The following is an 18822-nucleotide window of genomic DNA, read 5'->3' on the forward strand; positions in this document are numbered from 1 at the left end:
GGGTTTTGGCAGATACAAAAAAGCGCGGGATCGGATTGGCTCCGACCCCGCGCTTTGCGTTGGCGCGTTGTTGTTGGGCCTAGCCCAGCAGGCTCAGGCCCACGGAGACAAATGCCAGGATAACGCCGACGATAGACTCGCCGCCGAGCAGGCCGCTGGCGACAACCAGGCCCTGTTCCTGGAAGGCGGCGTCCTTGGCAGCCCTCTCCTCGTCAGAAAGATCAGCGGTGGCGTCGCGGTGGGCGGACCACTTGTCGTAGGCGAGCTTGACGCAGGAGCCCAGGAATGCCGTGAGTGACATGTAGAACGGCAGATACACGCCCAGGCCGATCATCATGGCCGGAATGCCGAGCCAGTACATGACGATGCCGGCGATAAAGCCGCCTGCAAACCACGGCACGCTCGGAATGCCCGAGACCATGGTGGCAACCACGCTTGCCTGCGCGGCCACAAAGCTCTTGTCGGGACCAAAGGCATCCGGACCATAGGCGGTGACGAGCGCGACCATGACGGCTGCGGCGACCAGGGCGCCCACGATGCCGCCGATGGCCTGGCCGATCCACTGCGCACGCGGGTTGGTGCCCAGCACGGCGCCGGCTTTAAAGTCGTTCATGACGTCGCCCGCAAGGCCGCACGCCACGGCTACGATGCCGGCGATAAAGAACAGCTTGACCTGAGTAATCTGTGCAAAGGCAGCCACGATGAGCATAACGATGAGGCCAAAGATCTCCATGGGGTCGATGCCCGTCTGGCCGCAGCTCTGTGCGCTCATGATGGTGGTGACAAAGGTGAACAGCGTCACGATGACGGCCGGAACGGGACCAAGGTCAAGCACGATGGCGATGATCACGGCGATGGCGGCAGCGCCCAGGCCGATGATGCCGGCGTCGAGCTTAAGGGAGCCCGAGATGAGCGATTGCTCGTCGGTGTCGGTGGAGCTGTCGGCGGCAAGACCGCGGACGATGCCGGTGACCTGCGGCAGGATGTCCTTAAGGACGACGGCGACGCCAAAGCCCATCATGAGGCCCATGCCGAGCGACTTGACGATGCCCTGCGCAGTCACAACGTCGAATAGACCGGCAGCGGTGCCGCCCACGATGATGCCAAAGTTACCTAGCAGCGCACCGGCAAACCAGAAGGCAACCGGGGCGAAGCCCACCAAAAAGCCGATGGAGAGCAGCATGGGCGAGTTATAGATGGCAAAGGTCACGCCGGGGATATTGAGCGTGCACAGCATACTGGGCACCACGCCCAGAGCGTCGCGAAGCACGCTGTAGATGCCTGCGATGGCCATGGAGCCAAAGAGCTGCTTGCCGGTCTTGCCGCCGGCCTCGGTGGCGCGCAGTGTCTGAGCTGCGGCGTTACCGGTGGGAAACTCCAGCGCGGCGTCCACGATAAAGTGGCGATGGATGAGCGCCGTTGCCAGAAGGCCCAAGATGGTGCCGGCGAGCGCCACGATAAACATGTCGAGCCAGCTGATCTGGTCGGCATAGCCCAGCATCCAAGCGCCCGGGATGGTAAACGCCAGGCCGCCGGCGACCATGGCGCCCGCGGACATGATGGTGTGGGTGACGTTGGCCTCGTTGAGGCTGGCGTTGCCCATGAGTTTGAGGAAGAACAGCGAGATGACGGCAGCGAAGATGATCGGCCAGGGGAGCGCGCCCATCTTGAGGGCGGTGTAGGCCGAGCTTGCCGTGATGATCACGCAGCCAAGGACGCCGATGACGACGCCGCGCAGCGTGAGTTGCCCGCGCATCGAGGTGCGGTTCGAGGGATTGCTCATATAGAACTCCTTTGCGTATATCCGCTTCCCCCGGGAGCGCCGCTACGGATACGGCGCGGGAAGTCGGGTTACCAAGGGCCGCCGCGTGAGCCCGCGCGCGACCGCGCATCAGTATAGCCGCAAGGTAGTCATTTTGGGACGGGGCTATTTTAGCTACCCTTTGACAGTCGACGAATTATCTGGGATTGGGGCAAATATCAACCGACATATTGGGGTAGCTAAAATGGCCCCGTCCCAAAATGACTACCTGGGATGGCTGGTTCGGGTAGGCGATATACTGCTGGGCAGACGAAAGGAGCGCCGACGATGCTTAATGGGTGCGCATATATATTGACGGTCGACGTGGGCAACACGTTCATTCGCTTTGGCCTGTTTGCAGAGGATTCGGCCGCGGCGCAGGAATGTCCGCTTGCGACGTGCGAGATCACCACGCCGTCGAGCATCACAGCAGACGAGGCGCGCATGCGTCTCGTGCAGGTCATGGCCGCACTGGCGGCCGATGCGGGCATGCCGGGTGCGCTTGTGCCCGCAGCCGCAGTGCTGAGTTGCGTGGTGCCGGCGCTCGAGCGCCCGTGGAAGACGGCGCTTTCCCGCACTTGTACGGGGCGCGTGCTCACCGTGGGGCCGGGCCTCAAGACCGGCATGCCCGTGCACTACGACGATCCGGCCGAGATCGGCCCCGACCGCATCGCCGATGCCGTGGCGGCACGCGCCGTCTACGGCTCTCCCTGTATCGTGATCGACTTGGGTACCACGACCAATATCGAGGTCATCGACGCGCGCGGTACCTTTGTGGGCGGCGTCATCGCGCCGGGTCTGGCGCTTGGCGCCCGCTCGCTTTCGGCTGCTGCGGCGCGCCTGCCGCAGGTTGAGCCTTCGGCGCCAACGCACGTCATCGGCCGCAACACGCGCGAGGCCATGCGCTCGGGCGTGGTTCTGGGCGAGGTGGCCCGCATCGACGGCATGCTCGACATGGTGCTCGCCGAGATGCGCGCGACCAAGGCCGCGGGGGAGGGCGATGTGCCCATCGTCATTACCGGCGACGATGCCGACCCGCTCGCGGCGCTGGTCGGCCATAGCCTGACGGTCGATGACGCGTTGACGCTGCGGGGTCTCGCCGAGCTGTACCGCATCAACCAAAAGCCCCGCCGCGTGTAAATGTGAGGGCGCCGGTGGGACAAACGCCCTACCTTTCACCTGCTACAATGGGTCAAACTATTGCGATTACGGAGGTGTCTGCCATGTCGGACGATCTTCATCAAACTTCGTCAGGCAAGCGCCTGGACGTCATTAGCTGGGACGAGTTCTTTATGAGCGTGGCCATCGCCGCGCAGCGCCGCAGTAAGGACCCCAACACGCAGGTGGGCGCGTGCATCGCCAGCACCAACCACCGCATCCTTTCGGTGGGCTACAACGGTACGCCCTCGGCGCTCAACGACGACTTTTTCCCGTGGGGCACGAGCGACGACCCGTTGCAGGACAAGCACAACTACGTGGTGCATGCCGAGGCAAACGCCGTGCTCAACTACCGTGGCTCGCTCAAAGATCTTGAGGGTTCCACGGTCTACGTCACGCTGTTCCCGTGCCACGACTGCGCCAAGATTTTGGCGCAGGTGGGCGTGGGCGAGGTTGTCTACCTGGACAACAAGTACGCCGACACCGATGACGGACGCATCAGCCGCCGCATCCTCGACTCCTGCGGCATCAGCTACCGCCAGGTTATCGTCGATGTTCACATCGGCACCGAGGGGCAGGCTCAGCAGTAGCGCGTGGCAACGCCAGCTGGCAACAAAAGGCAGCCAAAAGAGCCCCGTCCCAAATTGACTACTCGTGAAAGTCGCGTCTGCGCGCATGGACGGCTCGTGAGCGGGTACACGGCTGTAGTAACATAGCTTCTGTCCGCGGGCGCGCCCGCGTAATTGTGAGAAAGGAGCCCCTGTGGCTGTTAACGAAGAGCTGCTTAAGAAGGTTCTTGAAGAGATTCGCCCCAACCTGCAGGCCGACGGCGGCGATATGGAGTATGTGGGCGTTGACGACGAGGGCGTCGTCAAACTGGAGCTGCAGGGCGCTTGCGCCGGCTGCCCCATGAGCTCGCTGACCCTGTCCATGGGTATTGAGCGCATCCTGAAGGAGCATGTGCCCGGCGTTACCCGTGTCGAGCAGGTCAATGCCTCCGGCGAGACCGACGACCTGTACGACGAGTACGCGCCGTTCTAAGATGCGAAAGCTGCGGACGGCATACTCCGCATAGACGTTACGCCCAAATATGCGGCTGCGAGCGTAAGGCCCGCGGCCGCATTTGTATGTAGGGAGTAGGAGGGTCGACATGCTCAACGACTTCTACCATATGCTTGATCCCGTCGCGATTTCGGCGGGGCCCATCACGATTTACTGGTATGGTCTGGCCTATGTGGTCGGAGCTCTGCTCACGGCGGTCGTCATGTATCGCACGCAGCGTCGCTGGGGCTTTAACATCACGATTGACGACCTGACGAGCGTCGTGGTCGGTGTGGTCTTTGGCCTTATCATCGGCGCCCGCCTGTTCTACGTCATCTTTTACGGCGACGGCTACTACTGGGCACATCCGCTCGAGATCTTTGCCACCAACGAGGGCGGCATGAGCTTCCACGGTGGCCTGGTCGGCGGCATTATCGGCGGCATCATCGTGTGCCGCATGTATAAGCTCGACGCCTGGACCATTGCCGACCTTGCAGTTATCGGTGCTCCGCTGGCGCTGTGCCTGGGCCGTTGTGCCAACTTTGTCAACGGAGAGCTGTGGGGCAAGCCGACCGATCTGCCATGGGGCGTGGTCTTTGGCGAGGCAGCGGGCGAGATGCCGCGTCACCCCTCCCAGCTCTACGAGGCATTTCTGGAGGGCATCGTGCTCTTTTGCATTCTGCAGGTGCTCAGCCGCAAAAAGCCGCTACTGCCCCAAGGCACGTTTATGGGCGTGTTCGTGATGGGTTACGGCATCGTCCGCTTCCTCGTCGAGTTCGTGCGCGTGCCCGATGCGCAGTTGGGCTATCTGCTGGGTGGCGTTATCACCATGGGTCAGCTGCTGAGTTTGCCGCTCGTGATCGCCGGCCTGGCGCTCATTATCTTCGCCCGACACCGCAATCGCCCCCAGCGCATCTACCTCGACGCCTAACCACCACATACCACCACAAAGGGGACAGGCACCTTTGTGGTGGTTTTGCCGAGTTTGATAGGTTTCTAGAAAGGCTCTTTGGACTGTGAAGGATTCCGACCTCTCCACAACGGCTGCGCGCGATGCCGCTCGCATCGTCTGGTTTAAGCGCTACCCCGCCAAGCAGACGCTCATCGCATTTTTGCTCGCGCTGTTGGCGACCACGGCGTTTTCCATCGATCCCGCGCCGGTGTCGAGCAACGCAGTCTTGGCGATTGACCCCAAAGCCTCGGGCATGCTGTACGTGTGCTACGAGGTACTCCTCTCGTTTGCCGGCCATACCGACGCGGTCATGCTGCTTGCACTTGCCTGCCTGCTCACGCTGCCGTTTCGCTACGTGTTCTTTGGCCGCGGCGACACCTGGCGCCCATCAATCATTCTGCCGTCGCTGTTTTTCGCCATCTGCATGGTGTTCGGCCGCAGCTACGACCTCACCGACTCGGCCGAGATCGTCCTTGGCGACAAAGCTCGCATCATCTGCGCCTGGATTGGCGGCGCGGGCTGGATGCTCCTGGCGATCGTTGCCTTCTACCTTGCCTTTGAGTGTCTAGATTGGCTGAGCTCTCGGCGCATTCCGTTTTCCGAAGCGCACTTTGGCCGCATATGGCGTGTGGCTCACGCCGTACTCTCGGTCCATCCCTTTGCCGGGCCCTTCCTGGTGCTTATGATCGCCTGGGCGCCCACGCTCATCGCTTCGCTGCCCGGCCTTTTTATGGGAGATACGGGTGCGCAGATTCGCCAGTGGTTCAACTATCCCAACGGCACGAGCGACTACCTGCGCCTACTCAACCCCAACGTGCTGCTCAACGGACATCACCCCGTGGTGCACACGGCCATTATCGGCTCGTGCGTTCAGCTGGGGCTTTCGCTGTTCAACAGCGCTAACGCGGGCCTCATCATCTATACCTGCACTCAATTTGTCATCACGGCTGCCTGCATGGCCTATTCCATTTCGTCGCTGCGCAAACTGGGCGTGAGCCTGCCGGTTCGCGGTGCGATCCTGCTGTTCTTTGCGTTTATGCCGATGTTCTCTAACTACGCGGCGCTGCTCACCAAAGACGTGCTGTTTGCCGACGCGTTCTTGGTGCTGCTGGTACAGACCGTCAAGCTCGTTGCGTGTGGCTTGCCCCGTCGTGATGCCAATGTCGAGCGAGCGGGCGAGAAAGCCCCCGTGCTCTTTGCGCGCCACGACTGGCTGCTGCTCGCTCTGGGTGCCATGGGTTCCACGTTTCTGCGCAATGGAGGTCTGGTGTTTCCCCTGGCGGCATGCGTAATCGCGGCGGCGTTTTGCGTATGGGACGTGCATGTGGCTCGTCGTGCAGCCAAGCAGACTGGTGCTGCGCCTTCGGGCGCCATCCCGCGTTTCCGCTGGGTTGGCGTTCTCGCGGTGCTCGCGCTCTGCCTTGCCTCTAATATGTACTTCACCAAGGTCTTTATGCCGGCGCACGACATCACGCCTGGTTCCAAGCGCGAAATCCTCTCGATTCCGTTCCAGCAGACGGCTCGTTTCGTCCAAAAGCACGACGGCCTCAACTCGGGCGTCAACCCCACGGTTAAGGAGGACGGCACCATCGTGGAGGCTCCTTGCGACGGCTTGGTGACCGACGAAGAGCGTGCCGTGATCGACCGTGTGCTCAAGTACGAGAATCTGGGCCGCCGCTATAACCCGGATAAGTCGGATGCCGTCAAAAATTGCTTTAACGAATACGCCTCGCAGGAGGACATCAAGGCCTATTTTGAGGTGTGGGCCCAGATGTTCAAAAAGGATCCCGAGTGCTATATCTCGGCGCTCATCAATAACTATTACGGCTACTTTTATCCGAGTGCCCGCGATGCGTGGGTCTACAGCACGGCGCGCAGTGCCGAGATTATGGCGCGTCCCGACAATCTCAAGTACTTCGACTTCCATCCGGTCGATAGCAAGGTTGTGCGCTGGTGCGACCACCTGATCAACCTGTATCGCGTGGCGGTGCAGCGCATCCCGTTTATCTCGCTCACCATGAGCTCGGCCACTTATGTGTGGATCATGATCGCCGCGGTGGTCTACCTGCTGCGTCGTCATTCATGGCGTGCGCTGGCGATTTGGGTGCCACTGATGGGTGTGCTCGCCGTGTGCCTGATTGGCCCGTGCAACGGGTCGACCTACATGCGCTACCTGTATCCGGCCATCGCCTGCATGCCCTTCGCCATCGGCGCCACCGTCACCCGCAGCGACTTCCTCTGGTCCTAACTTGGTGCATTGGGGTCAGGTTACTTTGCACCAAAGGGTGGCATCATCACGACGCCTTCATTTTGGGGTTTATCTCGCAGGCCAGTAGGTATATCATAACGACGTTTGTTTATATTGCCCGAGCATCTGCGCTGGGCTTTAGGTCGAAACCGATAGGAGACACGTATGTCCGGACACTCTAAGTGGGCCACAACCAAGCATCGTAAGGGCGCGCAGGACGCCAAGCGTTCCGCCCTTTTCTCCAAGCTCAGCCGCAACATCACCGTTGCTGCCCGTCTCGGCGGTGACCCGCTGCCCGAGAACAACGCCAGCCTCGCCGCTGCCGTTGCCAAGGCCAAGGCTCAGTCCATGCCTAAGGACAAGATCAAGTCCGCTATCGACAAGGCTTTTGGTTCGGGCGCCGATGCTGCCGTCTACGAGAACATCGTGTACGAGGGCTACGGTCCCGCCGGTGTCGCCGTCTACGTCGACTGCCTGACCGACAACCGCAACCGTACTGCCGCTGATGTCCGTTCCGCCTTCTCCCACGCTGGTGGCAACCTGGGCACCTCCGGCTCCGTCGCCTTCCAGTTTGAGCGCAAGGGCCAGATCGTCGTCGCCAAGGAGATCCTGGACGAGAACGCCAAGAAGGAGACCATGATCGCCAACGGTGCTGCCGGTGACGAGGATGAGTTCATGATGGCCATCGCCGAGGCCGGTGGCGAGGACTACGAGGACGCCGGCGAGGAGTGGATCGTCTGGACTGCTGCCAACGACGTTATGGCTGTCTCCAAGGCGCTCGAGGAGCAGGGCGTCCAGGTCAAGGGCTCCGAGACCACCATGGTCCCGACCACCCCGACCGAGGTCTCCGGCGCCGACGCCAAGAAGGTTCAGCGCCTCATCGACCGTCTTGAGGAGCTCGACGACGTCCAGGATGTTTACAGCACCATGGACATGACCGACGAGGTCATCGCTGCCCTCGAGGAGGAGTAGCGCCCGCACGGGTTAAGCCGTGCATATCTGGGCATAATGAAGCGAGCATGCAAGCCTCGTGGAATAGATGAGCCGGATCCGCGTGCGTAGAGCACCGGACCCGGCTCTTTTATAATGATGCGAACCGTTTTGCATTTCGAGAGCCGAGATTTGAAGGGAGCGCCGCGTGCGCGTACTCAAACGAGCCCTAGCGATCGTGTACCTTGCCGCCACCATCGTGGCGCTGGGTACGCTTGTCTGCCAGTTTTGGGGGCCGTATACGTATCGCTTTATGTTGCTGATGCGCGACCCCCTGCCGCGCATCGTCGTCACGGCGTGCGCCGGCGTCGTGGCGATCGGCGTGCTGGTAAGCTTCTTCCGCCTGATGTTCGCCCGTCGCGAACCGTCCTGCGTGCATCCGGCGGGGGAGCGCAATATCGAGGTTACCCTCGCGGCGCTTTCTTCGTGCGCCAGGGCTGCTGCCGAGCGCGACAACCGCGTGATGGTCGAGCATGTCGAGGCCCGCGTCCAAGGCTCCGACGATTCGCACGTCCGTTTTAAGGTCGAGGCTATCGCGCTTGACGATAAGGACGTGGCATCTCTGGCTACCGCGATGCAGCAGCGCATCGAGGAAGCTTGCGACACCATGCTCGGCACGCCGGGTACAACTACGCGCGTCCGTTTTTTGCCGTCCAAGACTACCGTCCAGACCGTGGAGGTTTCCGGTGAGTGATACCAATCAAGATAAGACCGTCCGCACCCCGCGCCTGACTATCGATCAGAGCGTCGCGCCGGCAAGCGAGGTCGTCGATCCCAAGGTAGAGGGCACCGAGTCGCGTGACGCGGTCGTCGACGACTTTGACGAGGCCATGGGTCTCATTAAGGGCACGGGGGCGGCTATCTGGAGCTATGCCGTTCGCCATCCCAACACCACGCTCGGCGCCGTCGCGGGTTTTGTGCTCGCGGTGCTGGTGCTCACGCTCGGCCTGTGGGACACGCTGGTCATCGCATTCTTCGTGCTGATCGGGGCTGTGATCGGCCAGATTCGCGATGGCGAAAACGGGATCGTCAACTTCTTCGGCCGCCTGTTTAGCGGTCGCTAGCATGTATTCGACCGCCGCGTATGCGGTGGGCATAAGGAGGAACCATGGCTTTTAACACGAAGGTCGATGTGACCGATACCGAGCTCGAGGCGGACGAGACCGTCGTCGCCGAGGCCGAAGGCGTGACGCTCGAGGACGAGGCGCTTGTCGAGGCCGAATCCGAAGACGAGGTTGACGAGGACGACGAGGAGGCTGACGAGTCCGAGGACTCGCTGACCTATTCCAACGGCGTGATCGAGAAGATCGTCGCCATGGCCACTCGCGAGGTGCCGCACGTCTTGGGCATGAAGGGCAACCTCATGCACTTTGTACAGGAGCAGTTTGGTGCCGAGAACCTGACCAAGGGCGTGACGGTCGAGGTCACCGATGACAACCGCGTGGTCGTCAACATTTCCGTCATTATCGAGTATGGCGCCTACGCGCCCGCGATTTTCGACGACGTTAAGGCGCGTGTGACCGAGCGCCTCGCCGCGATGACCGGCCTTGAGGTGGCGGGCGTCAACCTACGCATCGAGGATGTCATCACCCCCGAGGAGTACGAACGCCGCACCAACCAGCACGAGTAACCTGCCAAAAAGGGACAGGTTTATTTTGGCAGGTTTTATCTGAGAAAACGTCAAACGGCCGGCCGCGCAGGAACATGCGCGGCCGGCCGTTCTTTGTATGCCCCCGATGCGGGCATACCGCTCGTCTAACTAAGGGTTGCAATTGCCGCGTTCCGCGTTACCCTAATGGGCGCATTGTTTCCAAATTGTTAACGAGGAGTTGCCGTAATGGCTGACGAGCACGAAACAGAAAGCAAGGCATGGGCGATTGAGGCCGCTGCGGCAGAGGCGGCATCGCGTGCTGCCGAGGAGGTGCATCGTCCTCCGGTGGTGCCGATGGAGCGCGTTGTCGATCGCGATGTTATTGAGCAAGGCGAACGCGCCGGCCGCAAGCGCAGCCAGGAACCAGGCTTTCCGCGCTTTTTTGCCGAGCTCAACCTGGGCCTGATCCTCACGGCCTTTGCCATCGTGGCTTTCAAAACGCCCAATCACTTTGCCTTCGGCGGCACCTCGGGTGTGTCGGTCATTCTTTCTACGCTGTTCCCGACTCTGCCCGTCGGCGTCTTTATGTGGATTATCAACGCGGTCCTGGTCATCTTGGGCTTTATCTTTTTGGAGCGTAAGGCAATCCTTTGGAGCGTCTTTGCCTCCTTTGCGCTTTCGGCCTACGTCTCGCTGTTTGAGCTCTTTATCCCGACCGATGTCTCGATGACGGGCGATATGTGGCTCGACCTGTGCTTTGCCGTGATTCTGCCGGCCCTCGGCAGCGCCATCGTCTTCGATATTGGCGCCTCGACGGGTGGCACGGACATTCTGGCCATGATCCTCAAACGCCGCACCACGCTCGAGATTGGCCGCGCGTTGCTGCTGGTCGATATCGGCATCGTAACTATCGCGGCCTTTTTGTATGGCCCGCGCGTCGGCCTGTATTGCGTGCTCGGCCTGTTTGCCAAGACGCTTGTGGTCGACAAGGCCATCGAGAGCATTCACCTTCGTAAGGTCTGCACGATCATTTGCTCCGAACCCCTTAAGGTCGAGGAGTTCATCGTCAAGCATCTCAACCGTACGGCGACCATCAGCCGCGGCTACGGCGCCTTCTCGGGCAAGTGCGTGACGGTGATCATGAGCGTGCTAAGCCGCCGCGAGGCCGTGCAGCTGCGTCGCTACGCGCGCGAGGTCGATCCTGGTGCCTTTATCACGATCGTTGACAGCTCCGAGATCGTCGGCAAGGGCTTCCGCGGAACGAACTAACGCGAGCGCGCTCGTCTAACAATCAAATAACGCCCTGCGCGTTGCAAAAACGTCATCTAGGAGAATTTGTCCTCACACTGGGTGATAATGATGACAAGACATCGTTTGCGATCCAGGTGATTCGCTCAAGATACGAAGGGATGATTTCGATGTTCTGTTCGCAGTGTGGCGCTCCCATGGGCGATAACGACAAGTTCTGTGGCGCGTGTGGTGCTCCTAATGCAGCGGCCGGTGCGGCTCCTCAGGGGCAGCCTCAGCAGGTCATGACGCAGCCGCCCGTGGTCAACGTGCCCAAGGGCTGTGTGGCTCAAGCGTTTGAGGATATGACCAAGATGCCGGGCGTACTACAGCGCGTGTGCCAGATCGCCTTTTTGCCGGCGCTTATCTGCGTCGTGTCGGTGCTCGTGCTGTTCATTCCCGTTATCGGCGGTATCGCGGCTGCTATCGGCTTTTTGGCAGCCTGTGTGGCAAGCGCGTGCGGTTCTGGCTTTGGCATCGAATGGGGCCGCGACCTGTCGCTCAAGGTCGATGACGGCATCGACCGTCCGTTGATGCGCTCCACGTCGTTTGGTCTCGGAGTCTTTTCGGGCGTCATCTCGAGCGTGCTCAAGGTCATTGCTGCCATTCCCGTTATTGGTGTAGTGCTCTCGGTAATTGAGGGCGTTGCGCTCGGCGCCGCAGGTTCGTACTCTTACTACGGCTCCTATGCGCTCGAGGCCGCGCTGTTTGGCTCGCTGGGCCTGCTTGTCCTGGCTCTGATCGCTTCGGCGGTCCTGGGCGTCTTCTTTAAGATGTTCGCCGACATTGCCGTGATGCACTTTGCGGTGACCGGTCGCGTTGAGAGCGCGTTTTCGCTCGATAAGGTCTGGGCGGCCTTTAAGAACAATAAGACTAAGCTGTTCTGCGCTTCGTTTATTCCCGAGTTTTTGACGGGCCTGATCGCCAACGTCATCACATGGATCTTGACGGCCGTCTTTGGCGCCATTGCCTCTGTTGGTATGTATAGCTACTACTACCGCCCCACGGTTATTGAGGCAATCGTTTCCGGCGGCGGCGTCACGCTCGTGCCGTTTCTGGTGCTGATCGCATTCGTCACCGTATTTCTTACGGTCTTTGGCAGCATGCTCAAGCATCGTGCCGTTGGCTACTGGGTGGCGCGTTACGCAAGCGAGTGGGCCGACGAAGACAAGGACGACGTCCTGACGTTTGTGCTGCCGTTTGAGAAGAAGGCCGCTCCTTCGGGCTATAGCGCTCCGGATGCTGCGCCCGCGCCCGAGCCGGCGCCTGCACCAGAGCCGGCGCCCGAGTCCGAGCCCGAGCCAACGCCTGAACCTGAGCCCGAACCCGAACCCGAGTCGAGTTCCGACGAGGACCTGCAGGACGAGTAGCCCTGCCGCCTGCCATTTGGGGACGGGGAGAAATGGTAGAAATAGAGCCTGACAAATGAGCGGGGGCGAACGTTGAGATAGCGTTCGCCCCCGCTTTGACATCGCGATGCGGCTATGACTGCGAGATAGTCGCGAATCGACTACTCGTCGTGCTTCTCCTCGCGGCGAGCGGCGGCGCGAGCTTCGTGGATGCCCTTGATCGCGGCATGGCGGGCGGTGCGAGCATCGTGCATGGCGTCGCGCGCCTCAGCGGCAGTCGCCTTGGCAGAGCGCAGCCTGGCGGCCAAGTCGGGGTTGGTCTCGGCAACCGCGGCGATCGTGGGGCCGTCGAGCTCCTCTTGCGTGGGCTCGGCCAAAAAGTCGATGGCATACTGGGCGGCCACCATGGAACCCTTGGCCAGTACGGTCTCGTCAATCTTGTAAAAGCAGGAATGTTGGGCGTACGTGGCGCCAATCTTGGGGTTGCGCGTACCTACAAAGGCGAGCACACCCGGTACGCGGCGCAGGTACTCCGAAAAATCCTCGCCCGAGAGCGTGCCGCGATAATGGCCTTGGCCGGCGGGGCCGAGACATTTAATTACAGCCTGACGGCAGCGCTCGCTCGAGGCCGCGTCATTTTCGACCTTGTAGTTGGCGATGGTGTAGTCGGTGAGCTCTGCCTCGGCGCCCAAGGCTGCCGCAGTATGCTCCACGATGCGGCGCATAAGCTCCGGCATTTCCTCGTGGGTCGAATCGCCGTAGGTGCGCACCGTGCCGGCGAGGTAGGCCGTGCCGGCAATAACGTTGCGCGCGGTGCCGCCGTGCAGCTCGCCGACGGTGATGACCGCCGGCTCGTAGGGGCTAATCTCGCGCGAAACGATAGTCTGCAAGGCGTTGACAATCTCGGCGGCAACCATAACGGCGTCGTGGCCGCGCTGGGGCATGGCGCCGTGGCATGAGGTGCCGCGTACGTCGATGCGGAACCAGTCGGTGTTGGCCATGCGTGGACCGGGCTCGCAGCTTACGGTGCCGGCATCGACCTCGCTCCAGATATGCGCGGCGTAGGCGCCATCGACGCCGTCGAGCACACCTGTGCCGATCATGAGCTTGGCGCCCTGGCCGTTTTCCTCACTGGGCTGGAAGACGATGCGGATCTCGCCGTGGATGTCGTCGGTCATATGGCGCAGAATCTGCAGCGTGCCGAGCATCATGGCGATGTGGCAGTCGTGGCCGCAGGCGTGCATGCAGCCCTCGTTGACGCTAGCAAACTCCTCGCCGGTCTGCTCGGTAACGGGCAGGGCGTCGATGTCGGCGCGCAGCAGGATGCGGCGGCGCGGCGTGCCGTCCTCGCGGTAGGCATCGGGCGCGGTGCCGCGAAGGGTTGCCACCAGGCCCGTCTTAAGGGGGCGCTCATAGGGGATATTCATGGCATCGAGCTGATTGGCGATGTCAGAAGTCGTGCGCTCCTCGGCGAGGCTCAGCTCCGGGTGCTTATGGAAGTGGCGGCGCTGCTTGATGATGTAGGGCTCAAACTCGGCAGCGATATCTTGGATGGCTGCGGTGATGTCGTCAGCCGCTCGCACCCCGGTCGCTGCCATAATCTGCTGTGCCTTGGTCTTCGTCATGATCGATTTGCTCCTTGCTGGGTTGATCGCAAAATCGTACAGGCTGCCTCCAGTATGCCACCTGCCACTTGGCGTGGCAAAGCAGCCGTTTGCCGCTTGGGGTTTAGTAACAAGAGTGGGGGAGTACACTCGGGGGTGTTGAATTTCCTGCCAGAGATGGGGATGCCCATGCAACATATCGATCGGATAATCCGCTCCAAGAACGTCTTTACCGCACAAGACGGCATCGATGATGCCCGTGAGCTGGCGATTGCCATCGCGGGCGACCGTATCGTCGCGGTCGGCAAGCCCGACGATGTGATCGCCGCGGCTCCCGCCGTCACGCCGGTTATCGATTACGGCGAGCAGTTTGTTTGCCCCGGTTTCCACGATGCGCACTTGCACTTCTTCCATACCTCGGTTGGCGCCTCGCCGTACATGCTCATGGATATGGGCACGTCCGAGGCAGCGCTGGTACAGCACGCGCTCGAGTTTTCCCAGGACCTGCCCGATGACGCTTGGGTTGTGACGCAGGGCTGGCGCGACTACCGTTGGGACCCGACCGAGCATCCTACCAAGGCGTCGCTCGATGCGGCATTCCCCGATCGCCCCTGCGTTATGTATTCGGGCGACGGGCACACGCTGTGGCTCAACAGCCGCGCGCTCGAGGCGCTCGGCGTCTCGCGCGACAGCGAGCCGCCAGCGGGCGGCAACTACGACAAGGACGCAAACGGCGAACTCACGGGCATTGCGCACGAGGCGGCTGCCATGCAGCTGCTGCCGCGCTGCCTGGAGTGGCTGGGCGAGGACCGCATCGCGAGCGCTTACGCCGACCAAATGAAGCGTATGGCAGAGCAAGGCATCACCTCAATCTGCGATATGTCGCTCATGCCCATGCCGGGCTGCGATTTTATCCGCGACGACGTCTACGACAAACTGCAGGCAGCCGGCAAGCTGGGCATCCGAGCCCATCTGTTCCCCACGCTGCTGGATGACCAGTCGCGCTTGGAAGAGCTGCAGACCCGCTACGCGAACAACGCGCTGCTCTCGGCGCCTGGTTTTAAGCAGTTTTTCGACGGCGTGTCGAGCGAACACACGGCCTATCTCACCGAGCCCTATACCAACCCGCGCTTCCCAGGCGACCAGGGCCGTCTGACGGTTCCTGCCGAGCGTATGCGCAAGCTGGTCCTCGCTGCCGCGGAGCGCGGTCACACCGTGCGCATCCACGTCATCGGCGACGGTGCCATCCATGCCGCGCTCGATATCTTTGAGGAGGCCGCGGAACTGTACGGCCTGCCCCAGCACGGTCATAACACGCTCGAGCATCTGGAGAATTTGCTGCCTCAGGACATCGATCGCCTGCGCAAGCTCAACATCATTGCCTCGAGCCAACCCTGCCACATCACGCTCGACCCAGGTGGTCCGGAGCGCGACCTGGGCCTGGAACGCAGCCGCATCATGTGGCCGTTCGCGACCTATAAGCAGCGCGGTATTCGCCAAGCCTTCGGTACCGACAGCCCTATCACACCCGTTACCAGCATGAACGTGCTCTACACGGCTATCACGCGCCAGGACCCCAAAAGCCACTGGCCCGAGGGTGGCTGGCTGCCGAGCGAGCGCATCGATGCGGCCACGGCTCTGCGCAACTACACCCTGGGCAGCGCCTATGCAGCGGGCGACGAGCAAAACCTCGGCAGCTTGGAGCCCGGCAAGTATGCCGACCTGGTAGTCCTGGACCAAAACCCGCTCACCATCGACCCCCAAGAACTCCAAGCCACCAAGGTTCAGGCCACCTACCTGGCAGGCAACTTGATTTACGAGCGCTAACCCCATCCGCATCGCCATTTTGCTGCACTGACTTTTCTGAATGCCGTGCCCGATAACGTTGACTCAGCTCCCGTGTGGCGCCGGAGGGGCGGGGCATAAGGTTTATCGCGAGTTCCGCACGAGCCGAAGGCCACTTAATGTGGCCTTCGTGCGAGCAGGACTGCCCGAGCAGGAAACCTTATGCCCCGCCCCTCCGGAGCCACACGGGAGCCACCGCTAAGTTATCCCCCCGCATTCAGAAAATCTAAGTGCCAAAAAATAAGATTTTTTGACTCTGTGTTGTATAACCCGCCATTCGTGGGTACCATTCAACGCGTACGCAAACAAAAAGGGTTAATTCGCGTGGCATAACCGCGCGGCCCAAAAAGGAGGAGACAAGCATGTCGTCTTTGAAGCCGCTTGCAGATCGTGTTCTGGTCAAGCCCGACGAGGCCGAGCAGAAGACCGCTTCTGGTCTGTATATCGCCAGCAACGCTCAGGAGAAGCCGCAGCGCGGCACCATCGTTGCCGTTGGCGCCGGCAAGGTCAACGACAAGGGTGAGCGCATCCCCATGGACGTCAAGGTCGGTGACGTTGTCATCTACGGCAAGTTCGGTGGCAACGAGGTCAAGGTCGACGGCGAGAAGTATCTGCTGATGCGCGCCGACGACATCTACGCCGTCGTCGAGGCCTAGTCTCGTCAGAATCTCTGATTCGTCTTTGAACGCGCCCGCCGCATAGGACTCGGAAGCGGCGACGCGAGTCGCATTTCTTTTGGAGGATTACCTACCATGGCAAAGAACATTACGTTTAACACCGATGCCCGCGCTAAGCTTGCCAAGGGCGTCAACACTCTGGCCGACGCCGTTACCGTCACCATGGGCCCCAAGGGTCGCTATGTTGCGCTGCAGCGCACGTTCGGTGCCCCGACCATCACCAACGACGGCGTTTCCGTCGCCAAGGAGATCGAGCTCGAGGACAACATCGAGAACATGGGTGCTCAGCTGGTGAAGGAGGTCGCCACCAAGACCAACGACACCGTGGGTGACGGTACCACCACCGCAACCCTGCTCGCCCAGGCCATCGTCAACGACGGTCTGCGCAACGTCGCCGCCGGCGCCAACCCTCTGGCCATCCGTCGCGGCATCGACAAGGCCGTCAACGCCGCCGTTGCCGAGATGAAGAAGCAGGCCAAGCCGGTCGAGACCAAGGAGCAGATTGCTTCCGTCGGTACCATCTCTGCCGGTGACCCCGAGGTCGGCGAGAAGATCGCCGAGGCCATGGAGGTCGTGGGCAAGGACGGCGTCATCACCGTCGAGGATTCCCAGACGTTCGACATCACCATCGACACCGTCGAGGGCATGCAGTTCGACAAGGGCTACGTCTCCGCTTACTTCGTCACGGACAACGACCGCATGGAGGCAGTGATGAAGGATCCGTTCATCCTCATCACCGACCAGAAGATCTCCAGCGTTCAGGACATCATGCCCGTTCTCGAGGCTGTCCAGCGCGCTGGCCGCGGCCTGCTCATCATCGCTGAGGACATCGACGGCGAGGCTCTGCCTACCCTGGTCCTCAACAAGATCCGTGGCGCCCTCAACGTCTGCGCCGTCAAGGCCCCGGGCTACGGCGATCGCCGCAAGCGCATCCTCGAGGACATCGCCGTCCTCACCGGTGGCCAGGCCGCTCTGGACGAGCTGGGCGTGAAGGTCGCTGATATCACCGCCGATATGCTCGGTACCGCTAAGTCCGTCACCATCTCCAAGGACAACACCGTCATCGTCGGCGGCGCTGGCTCCAAGGAGGCCATCGACGCCCGTATCGCTCAGATCAAGGGTGAGATGGAGAACACCACCTCTGACTTCGACCGCGAGAAGCTCCAGGAGCGCCTGGCCAAGCTCTCCGGTGGCGTTGCCGTCATCAAGGTCGGCGCTGCTACCGAGTCCGAGCTCAAGGAGATCAAGCATCGCGTCGAGGACGCCCTTCAGGCTACCCGCGCTGCTGTCGAGGAGGGCATCGTCGCCGGCGGCGGCGTCGCCTTCATGGACGCTGTGCCCGCGCTCGATGCTGTCGAGATTGACGACCCCGAGGAGAAGATCGGCGTCGACATCGTCAAGAAGGCTCTGACCGCTCCGGTCGCCACCATCGCCAAGAACGCTGGCTTTGAGGGCGCTGTCGTGGTCGACAAGGTTGCCGAGCTGCCCGCTGGCCAGGGTCTAAATTCTGCCAACGGCGAGTGGGGCGACATGATCGAGATGGGCGTCCTCGACCCCGTCAAGGTCAGCCGCGTCACCCTGCAGAACGCTGCTTCTGTCGCCAGCCTGATCCTCATCACCGAGGCCACCGTCTCCGATGTGCCCAAGAACACTCAGCTTGAGGACGCTATCGCTGCTGCTACCGCTGGTCAGCAGGGCGGCGGTATGTACTAAGGCCGACAAGGTCTAGAACTCCCACCGGGAATCCGCAGGGCGTGACGGGGCTTCTCTCCGGAACGTCCTCGGACATGCAAAGAGGCTCCGCATCGCGCTTCGCGCTGCGGAGCCTCTTTGCGTCCTGCGGAATGTTCCGGAGAGAAGCCCCGTCACGCCCCCGGATTCCCTGCGTTTACGGCCTTGAGGTCGGCGGGCGGAGAAGGACGTGGTTGTGGGGGATACGCGTCCCGGTTGCTGTTTCGCGGCAAAGCCGCGAAAAGCGCACCACTTTGGGGTGAGTGGGAGACGTGGTTGTTGCGACAACTGGTCCCCGCCACAAATTACCCTTGGCATACTTGCGCGAATACTCGCTCGTGCTACACTTGCAATTGCTGTTTCAGGGCGGGGTGAAATTCCCCACTGGCGGTAAATCGGGCGGTGTCAAAGGGGCGCCGTGGCGCAGGCGAGATGCCTGCGACCGAGCCGATGAGTCCGCGACCCGTGTGTGCGTTGGTTCGCATGCCGGCTGAACTGGTGAGATCCCAGTACCAACGGTTAGAGTCCGGATGAAAGAGGCAGGTGAT

The 18822-nt window shown here is 61.5% G+C and carries 16 protein-coding genes and 1 riboswitch; of the genes, 14 read left to right on the forward strand and 2 right to left on the reverse strand.

Annotation, left to right across the window (positions count from 1 at the left end):
* Positions 1 to 79: 79 nt before the first annotated feature.
* Positions 80 to 1783 (reverse strand): OPT/YSL family transporter, encoded by a 1704-nt coding sequence (locus DXC90_RS00210; RefSeq protein WP_117734263.1) that lies wholly within the window; start codon positions 1781 to 1783, stop codon positions 80 to 82.
* Between the two features lie 306 nt (positions 1784 to 2089).
* Between DXC90_RS00210 and DXC90_RS00215 the strand changes: the two genes are divergently transcribed.
* The 11 genes from DXC90_RS00215 (at position 2090) to DXC90_RS00265 (ending at position 12438) form a co-directional block, all read left to right on the forward strand.
* The gene (locus DXC90_RS00215) at positions 2090 to 2941 is read left to right on the forward strand and encodes a type III pantothenate kinase (protein ID WP_117734264.1); all 852 of its coding nucleotides are present in this window, start codon (positions 2090 to 2092) and stop codon (positions 2939 to 2941) included.
* A gap of 83 nt (positions 2942 to 3024) precedes the next feature.
* Positions 3025 to 3549 carry a dCMP deaminase family protein gene (locus DXC90_RS00220; protein ID WP_099432128.1) on the forward strand — a complete coding sequence of 175 codons (525 nt, stop codon included), beginning with the start codon at positions 3025 to 3027 and terminating at the stop codon, positions 3547 to 3549.
* A gap of 172 nt (positions 3550 to 3721) precedes the next feature.
* On the forward strand, positions 3722 to 4000 hold the full coding sequence (locus tag DXC90_RS00225; protein WP_099432127.1) for a NifU family protein: 279 nt from the start codon (positions 3722 to 3724) through the stop codon (positions 3998 to 4000).
* Positions 4001 to 4109: 109 nt separating this feature from the next.
* The gene (gene lgt / locus DXC90_RS00230) at positions 4110 to 4931 is read left to right on the forward strand and encodes a prolipoprotein diacylglyceryl transferase (RefSeq protein WP_117734265.1); all 822 of its coding nucleotides are present in this window, start codon (positions 4110 to 4112) and stop codon (positions 4929 to 4931) included.
* A gap of 85 nt (positions 4932 to 5016) precedes the next feature.
* A complete protein-coding gene (locus tag DXC90_RS00235) occupies positions 5017 to 7200 on the forward strand; it encodes a DUF6020 family protein (RefSeq protein WP_233502084.1) in 2184 nt (727 codons plus the stop codon).
* Between the two features lie 165 nt (positions 7201 to 7365).
* Entirely contained in the window at positions 7366 to 8172 is an 807-nt protein-coding gene (locus DXC90_RS00240; RefSeq protein ID WP_117734266.1) for a YebC/PmpR family DNA-binding transcriptional regulator, read from the forward strand.
* 166 nt (positions 8173 to 8338) lie between these two features.
* Entirely contained in the window at positions 8339 to 8884 is a 546-nt protein-coding gene (locus DXC90_RS00245) for a hypothetical protein (protein WP_117734267.1), read from the forward strand.
* Positions 8877 to 9254 (forward strand): DUF2273 domain-containing protein, encoded by a 378-nt coding sequence (locus DXC90_RS09640; RefSeq protein WP_233502085.1) that lies wholly within the window; start codon positions 8877 to 8879, stop codon positions 9252 to 9254. The genes DXC90_RS00245 and DXC90_RS09640 overlap by 8 nt, the downstream gene beginning before the upstream one ends.
* A gap of 44 nt (positions 9255 to 9298) precedes the next feature.
* Positions 9299 to 9820: an Asp23/Gls24 family envelope stress response protein gene (locus DXC90_RS00255; protein WP_117734268.1), complete on the forward strand. Its 522-nt coding sequence runs from the start codon at positions 9299 to 9301 to the stop codon at positions 9818 to 9820.
* Between the two features lie 207 nt (positions 9821 to 10027).
* Positions 10028 to 11050, forward strand: coding sequence for a YitT family protein (locus DXC90_RS00260; protein ID WP_117734269.1), 1023 nt, complete (start codon positions 10028 to 10030; stop codon positions 11048 to 11050).
* Between the two features lie 149 nt (positions 11051 to 11199).
* Entirely contained in the window at positions 11200 to 12438 is a 1239-nt protein-coding gene (locus tag DXC90_RS00265) for a zinc-ribbon domain-containing protein (RefSeq protein ID WP_158550184.1), read from the forward strand.
* Between the two features lie 140 nt (positions 12439 to 12578).
* Here the strand turns inward: DXC90_RS00265 and DXC90_RS00270 are convergent, their stop codons facing one another.
* A complete protein-coding gene (locus tag DXC90_RS00270) occupies positions 12579 to 14042 on the reverse strand; it encodes a M20 family metallopeptidase (protein WP_117734271.1) in 1464 nt (487 codons plus the stop codon).
* A 168-nt stretch (positions 14043 to 14210) separates the two neighbouring features.
* Between DXC90_RS00270 and DXC90_RS00275 the strand changes: the two genes are divergently transcribed.
* The 3 genes from DXC90_RS00275 to groL all read left to right on the forward strand — a co-directional run bounded on the left by DXC90_RS00275 (position 14211) and on the right by groL (position 18256).
* A complete protein-coding gene (locus DXC90_RS00275) occupies positions 14211 to 15848 on the forward strand; it encodes an amidohydrolase (protein ID WP_233502086.1) in 1638 nt (545 codons plus the stop codon).
* 380 nt (positions 15849 to 16228) lie between these two features.
* Complete coding sequence (gene groES, locus DXC90_RS00280; RefSeq protein ID WP_022094351.1) at positions 16229 to 16522, forward strand: co-chaperone GroES; 294 nt, start codon at positions 16229 to 16231, stop codon at positions 16520 to 16522.
* A gap of 96 nt (positions 16523 to 16618) precedes the next feature.
* Positions 16619 to 18256 (forward strand): chaperonin GroEL, encoded by a 1638-nt coding sequence (groL, locus tag DXC90_RS00285; protein WP_117734272.1) that lies wholly within the window; start codon positions 16619 to 16621, stop codon positions 18254 to 18256.
* A 371-nt stretch (positions 18257 to 18627) separates the two neighbouring features.
* Positions 18628 to 18820, forward strand: a riboswitch (FMN riboswitch).
* The last annotated feature ends 2 nt before the right edge of the window (positions 18821 to 18822 follow it).

Source organism: Collinsella sp. TF09-1AT (genome assembly GCF_003436895.1).
Classification (GTDB): Bacteria; Actinomycetota; Coriobacteriia; order Coriobacteriales; family Coriobacteriaceae; genus Collinsella.